The sequence below is a fragment of the Blautia sp. HCP3S3_D9 genome, assembly GCF_052063845.1.
Lineage (GTDB): Bacteria > Bacillota > Clostridia > Lachnospirales > Lachnospiraceae > Blautia_A.
This window is the reverse complement of sequence record NZ_JBQHWS010000141.1, coordinates 1-8,179: the sequence shown is the minus strand read 5'-3', so window position 1 is coordinate 8,179 and position 8,179 is coordinate 1. Positions and strand designations below refer to the sequence as shown.

Annotated in this window: 5 protein-coding genes and 1 pseudogene; 5 read left to right on the top strand and 1 reads right to left on the bottom strand. The window is 37.8% G+C overall.

The genetic code is table 11. The annotated features are described in order from the left end of the window. Positions 1 to 299 (top strand): hypothetical protein (locus ACTNES_RS17850; protein ID WP_441040260.1); only part of this gene is annotated, 299 nt, incomplete at its 5' end. Positions 300 to 670: 371 nt separating this feature from the next. Here ACTNES_RS17850 and ACTNES_RS17845 read toward each other — a convergent pair. Beyond that, complete coding sequence (locus tag ACTNES_RS17845) at positions 671 to 1,534, bottom strand: AraC family transcriptional regulator (protein ID WP_441033457.1); 864 nt, start codon at positions 1,532 to 1,534, stop codon at positions 671 to 673. A 201-nt stretch (positions 1,535 to 1,735) separates the two neighbouring features. Here ACTNES_RS17845 and ACTNES_RS17840 point away from each other — a divergent pair, with 201 nt between their 5' ends. The 4 genes and pseudogenes from ACTNES_RS17840 to ACTNES_RS17825 form a co-directional block, all read left to right on the top strand. Beyond that, positions 1,736 to 4,774: a glycoside hydrolase family 2 TIM barrel-domain containing protein gene (locus tag ACTNES_RS17840; RefSeq protein ID WP_441040259.1), complete on the top strand. Its 3,039-nt coding sequence runs from the start codon at positions 1,736 to 1,738 to the stop codon at positions 4,772 to 4,774. Between the two features lie 167 nt (positions 4,775 to 4,941). After that, on the top strand, positions 4,942 to 6,339 hold the full coding sequence (locus ACTNES_RS17835) for an MFS transporter (RefSeq protein WP_441033463.1): 1,398 nt from the start codon (positions 4,942 to 4,944) through the stop codon (positions 6,337 to 6,339). A 351-nt stretch (positions 6,340 to 6,690) separates the two neighbouring features. Then, positions 6,691 to 7,491, top strand: coding sequence for a helix-turn-helix transcriptional regulator (locus ACTNES_RS17830; RefSeq protein ID WP_019163021.1), 801 nt, complete (start codon positions 6,691 to 6,693; stop codon positions 7,489 to 7,491). A gap of 94 nt (positions 7,492 to 7,585) precedes the next feature. Then, a pseudogene (locus tag ACTNES_RS17825) lies at positions 7,586 to 7,999 on the top strand (transposase); the annotation flags it as partial. Between the last annotated feature and the right edge of the window lie 180 nt (positions 8,000 to 8,179).

Below are 8,179 nucleotides of genomic sequence, written 5' to 3'. Positions count from 1 at the left end.
CATTTATATTATTGCCAGAAATTTCCGATCCTATTCCAGAGGTCGGGTGTGGGCAGAGCCCACAAAAGGCAATAATCATGATGCCTTACTTGTCATGCAAAAAAATCGAAAATGATGTATATAATTTTCCTACATGGCAATACTGTAAGTACAAAGATATATTCGACAGCCGCATAATCATTAATTCGACAGCAAAATTTTACATATCTATTTCTTATCAGAAAGATTTACTTTCCATAGACACAAGAATTTTTACACCCTCACCTATGATGATATATCCTGTCTTTGACAGTTACTAAACAAAAAAAACGATGTACATCTTGATTTTACTGGGGTTCGGCGATTTATTGTGTCGTTTTGGAATATAGTATTTTATTTCCGACCTTTGCTTTTTTTCAGAATGTTTTTCATTTGCCTTTTGGTGATAAATCTATAATCCGTTTCAAAGCCGCAAATAGTGTGCAATGCATCAGTCTAAATGAATTTTTGGAAGGTGAAGATATTGAGGTAACTAATGTAGAAAAAAATCGGAAGATACACTGATACAGATATCAAAAGATAGTAGTCATAAACAGCGTTATTTAAAGAAGATTATTGCTGTACTTCTTATTGCTGTGGGAGTATTTGCTATTACTCTTTTGATAATTCGGTGGTATCCTCTTTGTGGATTTCAGAATTTGTTTCTCAGCTTTCGGTATTCTCTCGGCGAATATCCTTTCAACTTGTGAAAAAGCCGACTGAAATAAAGCTGGTTATCATATCCGACAATCTTAGAAATCTCATTGATGGAATAGGTTGTTGTTTCAAGTAACATCTGGGCATTGTTAATTCGGATTCCCACAATAAACTGCATTGGTGTAGAACCTGTGTATTTTTTGAAGTTTCGGATAAACCAGCTGACACTCATTCCACGTGAGGCAGCATAATCATCTATGCTAATATTCTGGTTATAATTTTCACTGAAAAAGGTAACTGCTTTATCCATCTCATGATCAAGATATTCATTTTTTAATATGTGCTCTCTTGTCAGTTCCCGGTGGAAACTGATCAGAAGATGACGGAGCAGAAGGACAAGCATTTCCTCATAATTATCTTGGCAACGCTGAAGCTCGATGATAATACGCTTGAAAATCTGTTCGTATTCCATAGAGGTTCCGACCTGAAATACACGCTCTTTATCCGGGAATCCATATTGCCGTAGGATATTTTTTACATTGTTGCCTGTAAAATGAATCCAGTATACTTCTATCTTATCTTTTCCATAATATTCATATTTCTGAAGTTCCTTCGGTCTGTACAGTACAATATTACCGGCGGGGACAATCGTTTCGTTATCCACATTGTCAAAATGAAAATGCCCACAACCAGCAGTGATATAGATAATCTGATAATCCAGGCGTCCCCTTGGACGGTAGGTTGGTAACTTTGGATGGCTGGAAAGGCGGTAAGTACCGCAACTTCCTACAACCAGTGGGCGACTTTTGTCTTTGAAATCCATATGGGAGTGGTTTAAATAACCGGTATTCATATACATATGGTAGCACCTCTTTTCCTTTTTTTGTTATTGTATCATTTAGTGCATATTTTGTCTAATCCAATTCATAGACATGTTTTGCAGATTAGGATAAGATATATATAGCAAAACAGAGAAACGTAAACATAAAAATAAAAGACAAGGTTTGCTGTGGAAAAACAAAGTGCAAAAAAATGTATATGTATTAAAGGAGAGTTATTTATGATTGTACCACGTTATTATGAGGATTTAAGCGTACTGCATGAAAATACAATGCCAGCCAGAGCCTATTTTATTCCGGCATCCAAAAGAATGGATAACCTGGTGGAGCACAGGGAAGAGTCAGACCGAATGCAGTTATTGAACGGAACTTGGAAGTTCCAGTATTTTAACAGTATCTATGATGTTCAGGAACCCTTCTTTGAGAAAGATTATGATACAGAAAATTTTGATGAGATTCAGGTTCCGAGTGTATGGCAGATGGCAGGATATGACACACATCAGTATACAAACATCAGGTATCCGTTCCCATTTGATCCACCGTATGTACCACAGGATATTCCATGTGGAACATATACACATACCTTTGTTTATCACAAAGATGAAAATGCACCAAAAGCTTTCTTGAATTTTGAAGGAGTAGACAGTTGCTTTTATGTATGGATCAATGGCTCTTATGTAGGGTATAGCCAGGTTTCTCATATGACCAGTGAGTTTGATATCACCGACCTCCTTCGGGACGGAGAGAACAGCATAGCGGTTCTGGTCATGAAGTGGTGTGATGGTTCCTATTTGGAAGATCAGGACAAATTCCGTATGAGTGGTATTTTCCGGGATGTGTACATTTTGAAACGCCCAAAACAGGCAATCAGTGATTATCATATTAAAACAAGAATTGATGATATGCTTGCGAAAGTAGAAATTGAAATGAAATTCTACTCTCCGTTAAATGTAAAAATTTCGATTGAAGATAGAAACGGAGCAGTTGTAGCACTAGGAAGTATTGCTGAAGAAGGAACAGCTGTATTAGAAATCGCAAGTCCGGAACTTTGGAATACAGAAAATCCATATCTCTATAAACTGATTCTTGAAACAGAGAATGAAGTAATTGTAGATCACATTGCATTAAGAAAGATAGAGATTAAAGACCAGGTTATTTATTTAAATGGACAGAAGATTAAATTCCGTGGTGTCAATCGACATGATTCTGATCCGGTTACTGGATTTACAATCAATCCGGAACAGATTACAACCGATCTTACGTTAATGAAGCAGCATAATTTTAATGCGATCCGTTCTAGCCACTATCCGAACGCACCATTTTTCTATGAAATGTGTGACAAGTATGGATTCATGGTAATAGATGAAGCAGATATTGAAGCTCATGGTCCATTTATGATCTACAGAAAAGAAGACACTGATTATAATCGGTTCAAACGATGGAATGAGAAGATTGCAGATGATCCGGTATGGGAAGAGGCAATCGTTGATCGCGTAAAACTCATGGTGGAACGTGACAAAAACCGTTTCTGTATTGTTATGTGGTCAATGGGAAATGAGAGTGCTTATGGCTGCAACTTTGAAAAAGCACTGGAATGGACAAAGAATTTTGATCCAGACCGTATCACACAATATGAGAGTGCAAGATACCGTAATTATGATGAAACATATGATTACAGCAATCTGGACGTGTACAGCCGGATGTACCCAGCGCTTTCCGAAATTCAGGAATATCTGGATAAAGATGGAAGCAAACCCTTCCTTTTGGTAGAGTACTGTCACAGCATGGGAAACGGACCTGGAGATTTTGAAGATTACTTCCAGATGATTCAGGATAATGATAAAATGTGCGGCGGCTTTGTCTGGGAATGGTGTGACCATGCGATTGCTCATGGAACTGCTGAGAATGGAAAGACTATATATGCTTATGGGGGCGACCATGGCGAAGAAATTCATGATGGCAACTTCTGTATGGATGGATTAGTATATCCGGACAGAACGGTACATACAGGACTTTTGGAATACAAGAATGTTTATCGCCCGGCAAGAGTTGTTTCCTATAACAAAGAAAGCGGAGAACTGGTGCTTCATAACTACATGGATTTTGATGACTTGAAAGCTTATGTGAAGATTAGTTATGAGCTGACACAGGATGGTCTTGTGATCAGCAAAGGCATACTTCCGGAGTTTTCTGTGGCACCACACGGGGAAGGAAAAACAAACCTGAAGATCAATGTTCCAGAGAATGGGAAATGTTATTTACAACTTATTTACCATCTGAAAAAAGAATTGCCACTGTTGGATGAAGACCATATTCTTGGATTTGATGAAATTGAGGTAAGTAAAGAGGATACAAAATTTAAACTTGCAGAGAAATGGATACCAAAAACAGTAGTGGACTCTGAATTACAGGTAAATGAAAATGATACACAGATTCATATCAAGGGGCGTGAATTTGCTTATACCATAGACAAACGTACTGCACTCTTTACAGAGATGAAATTCGCAGGGCGGGAATACTTGAACCATCCGATGGAATTAAATATTTGGAGAGCTCCAACAGATAACGATATGTACATCAAGTCTGAATGGAAGAAAGCCCACTATGATAAGGCTTACACAAGAGCCTATACGACAGAGGTTGTGCAGGGAAAACATGGTGTGAAGATTACAAGCCATGCTTCCGTTGTGGCAGAGACAGTACAGAAGATTCTTGATGTGACGATTACATGGAAAATAGAAGCTGCTGGAAAGATTGATGCAGATATTGTAGTAACAAAAGACGATGAATTCCCGGATCTTCCGAGATTTGGTGTGAGGATGTTCCTGGATAAAAAACTTTCAGCTGTAAGATACTTTGGAATGGGACCACAGGAAAGTTATTGTGATAAACATCAGGCTGCGAGCCACGGTTTGTACCGGGCAGATGTAGGGGATTTACATGAGGACTATATCCGTCCACAGGAAAATGGAAGCCATTATGATTGTGAATATGTAGAGCTTAACAACAGCCGATATGGAATTGTGGCATCCGCAGAAAAGGCATTTTCATTCAATGCTTCTTATTATACACAGGAAGAACTTGAGAAGAAAACGCATAATTATGAATTAATAGAATCAGATAGTGTAGTATTCTGTGTTGACTACGCATTAAATGGCATTGGTTCTAATAGTTGTGGTCCAGTTGTATTGGAGCAGTACCGATTTGATGATGTATTATTCCGGTTTCAGTTTACACTGATACCGTATGTAAAGGGATAATAAAGTTTCATGTAACCCGTAAACAAGGAAAGAGAGTCTGATTGTAATGTAAAGTCCGGATATACAGAGCAATCAGACAAAATCAGAGAAAAAAACAGAATTAGATATCATACGGTTAGCCATATTGAGATTCTAAGTGCGATGAAGATGAGGAGCAAAGAAATTCGATGGAAGAAAAAAAGTATTTGAAATGGTATAACAAAATTGGATACGGATCAGGTGATATTGCAGGTAATGTAGTCTATGCGTTCCTGACATCTTTTATGATGGTCTATCTGACGGACTCGGTAGGACTTGCTGCAGGTGTCGTGGGTACCCTGATTGCCGTATCAAAACTATTTGATGGTTTTACGGATATATTTTTTGGATCAATGATTGACAAAACACACAGTAAAATGGGAAAAGCGAAACCCTGGATGCTATACGGATATATTGGTTGTGCCATTACGCTGGTCGGCTGCTTTGCAGTACCGGTGAGTTTGGGAACAACGGCTAAATATGCATGGTTCTTTATTTCTTATACACTGTTAAATGGTGTGTTTTATACAGCAAACAATATTGCTTATTCAGCACTTACGTCACTGATTACAAAGAACAGCAAAGAGCGTGTACAGATGGGATCTTACCGTTTTATTTTTGCATTTTCAACAAGTCTTCTGATTCAGGCGATTACAGTTGGATTTGTAGATAAATGTGGTGGAGATGCTGCGGCATGGAGAACGGTTGCTATTATCTATGCAATCATTGGTCTGGTCGTAAATACGATTTCAGCACTTTCTGTTAAGGAACTTCCGGAGGAAGAACTTAATGAAGGAGAAGTAAAGAATGATAATGAAAAGTATGGAATGGTACAGGCATTCAAGCTTCTTGTCAAAAACAAATATTACATGATGATTTGTGGAACATATATTTTACAGCAGTTATATGGTGCCATGATTGGAGCTGGCATTTATTACATGACATGGGTACTGAAAAATAAGAATTTGTTTGGACAATTTGCATGGGCAGTAAATATTCCACTGATCATTGCCCTGATTTTCACACCGACATTAGTTGGTAAGTGGAAAGGTATGTATAAACTGAACTTAAGAGGTTATGTCTTAGCAGTCATCGGTAGAGCACTTGTTGTTGTTGCAGGATATATGGGCAGTGTTCCGCTGATGATGGCATTTACAGCTCTTGCAGCCTTAGGTCAGGGACCATGGCAGGGAGATATGAATGCAGTTATCGCATCCTGCTCTGAGTACACTTATCTTACACAGGGAAAGAGAATTGACGGAACGATGTACTCTTGTACTTCTCTTGGCGTAAAAATCGGTGGAGGTATTGGAACCGCTGTTGTTGGATGGCTGCTTGAGTTCAGTGGATATATTGGAACAAATGCAACTCAGCCGCAGTCTGCACTTGATATGATGCAGTTTATGTATCTTTGGCTTCCGTTAATCTTTGATGTATTGATTATGTTTGTACTTTCAAGAATGAATGTAGAAGATGCAAATAAAAAACTGAAAGCAGAAAAAGAAATTGCTGCAGATGAAGTAACAGATGCATCAGACATAAATTAGAATTGACAGGAGAAAGCGTTGTCTGGTCATTGCTCGATGAGACAGTGCTTTTTTCTATATATAAAGTGATTGAACTGTATTTTGAAAATAAAAAAGGACCACTTCATTTTTGTGAAATGGCCTTAAGAAAATATTCAGTTTTCACAAAATAGTCCTTTTAGTATTTATACATGGTAAGGATGCTCAAAATATTCAGTGTAGAATACTAAAAGGTCATTCAGATATTTTTTTAGGTTGCTCATTTGCAATTCCTCCTTTCCTTATTTACAAGTTGATTATAAGATAGGTGTAAAAGGATTGCTTGCCAAATCGAAAGAAGATATAGACAAATGTTGCAAAGGGGAGTATTTCATGCAGTTAAAATATGTTGACACAAAAGAGGAGATCATAGCAATAAATAGGAAGTCAAAACATATTGAACCACATCTTCATAATGCACTGGAGATCGTTTGTGTAACAAGTGGAGCATTAGAACTTGGTGTCGGACAGGAACTATACCATATGGAAAAAGGAGATATAGGCTTTGTATTTCCAGATGTTATTCATCACTATCAGGTACTGACACCCGGTGTAAATAAAGCGACTTATCTGATTGCATCGCCATTTACGATAGCCAAATTTGCAGATATCATGCAATCCATGGCTCCTGAATACCCAATCATCAAAGCGGAAAAGGTTGAACCGGAGGTATATAGGGTTATAAATGCAATTTTAGAGACAGAACAGTCGGATATTACTGTTGCACAGGCATATCTTCAAATTGTGTTGGCACGCTGCATAGGAAAATTAAATTTGGTAGAAAAGAGCAGTGTGGGGAGCAACGATCTTATTTACCAGACAGTTTCCTATATATCAGCAAATTTCAAGAAGAAGTTTTCGTTAGAAGAGATGGCAAAAGACCTGGGCGTGAGCAAATATGTTTTATCCAGACTCTTTTCCAAGACATTCCATAGAAACTTTAATCAATATCTTAACGATGCAAGGCTGAACTATGCATGCCATCGTTTGGAAAATACGAGTGATTCTATTACAAATATTTGTCTGGATAGTGGATTTGAAAGTCAGAGAACGTTTAACCGAGTATTTAAAGAAAGATATAAAATATCACCAAGTGATTATCGAAGTACTTGTGTGAAAGAGATGTTGTCATAAAAGGTTCTGTTGATCGAAATATTTACTTTGATTTTACAGTGCTATGTATTTGATTTCATGTGTGGATGATATAATAAAAAAATATTTGTAGAAAAAAGAGTTTTATTCTATTATGAAAAGAGTAAGGTGTATTCTAAAGAAACAAGAAAGGCAAGGCGCAGCCGCTTTAACAGAGCTGGAAAACATGAAAGAAAAATGGGGGAAGAAATATCCGTACGCGATCAGTAACTGGGAAAATAATTGGGAAGATGTAAGTTCCTTTTTTCAGTTTTCTAATGAAATCAGACGCATTATGTACACGACAAATATCATAGAAGGATTGAACCGCCAGTATCGGAAAGTCACGAAAACGAAAAGCGTATTCCCAAGCGATTCTGCATTGGAAAAGATGCTGTATCTTGCCAGCGAGAACGTAGTCAAAAAGTGGACGCAGAGATACCGGAACTGGGATCAGGTATTGAATCATCTTATAGTCCTTTACGGAGAACGGCTTACTGCTTATCTGTAAGAGAAAAGAAAAGCAGGAATGGGAAGCTCTTTTAAGCCCCTCATTCCTGCTCTCTGTCTATTCCTTCGGCATTTATATTATTGCCAGAAATTTCCGATCCTATTCCAGAGGTCGGGTGTGGGCAGAGCCCACAAAAGGCAATAATCATGATGCCTTACTTGTCATGCAAAAAAATCGAAA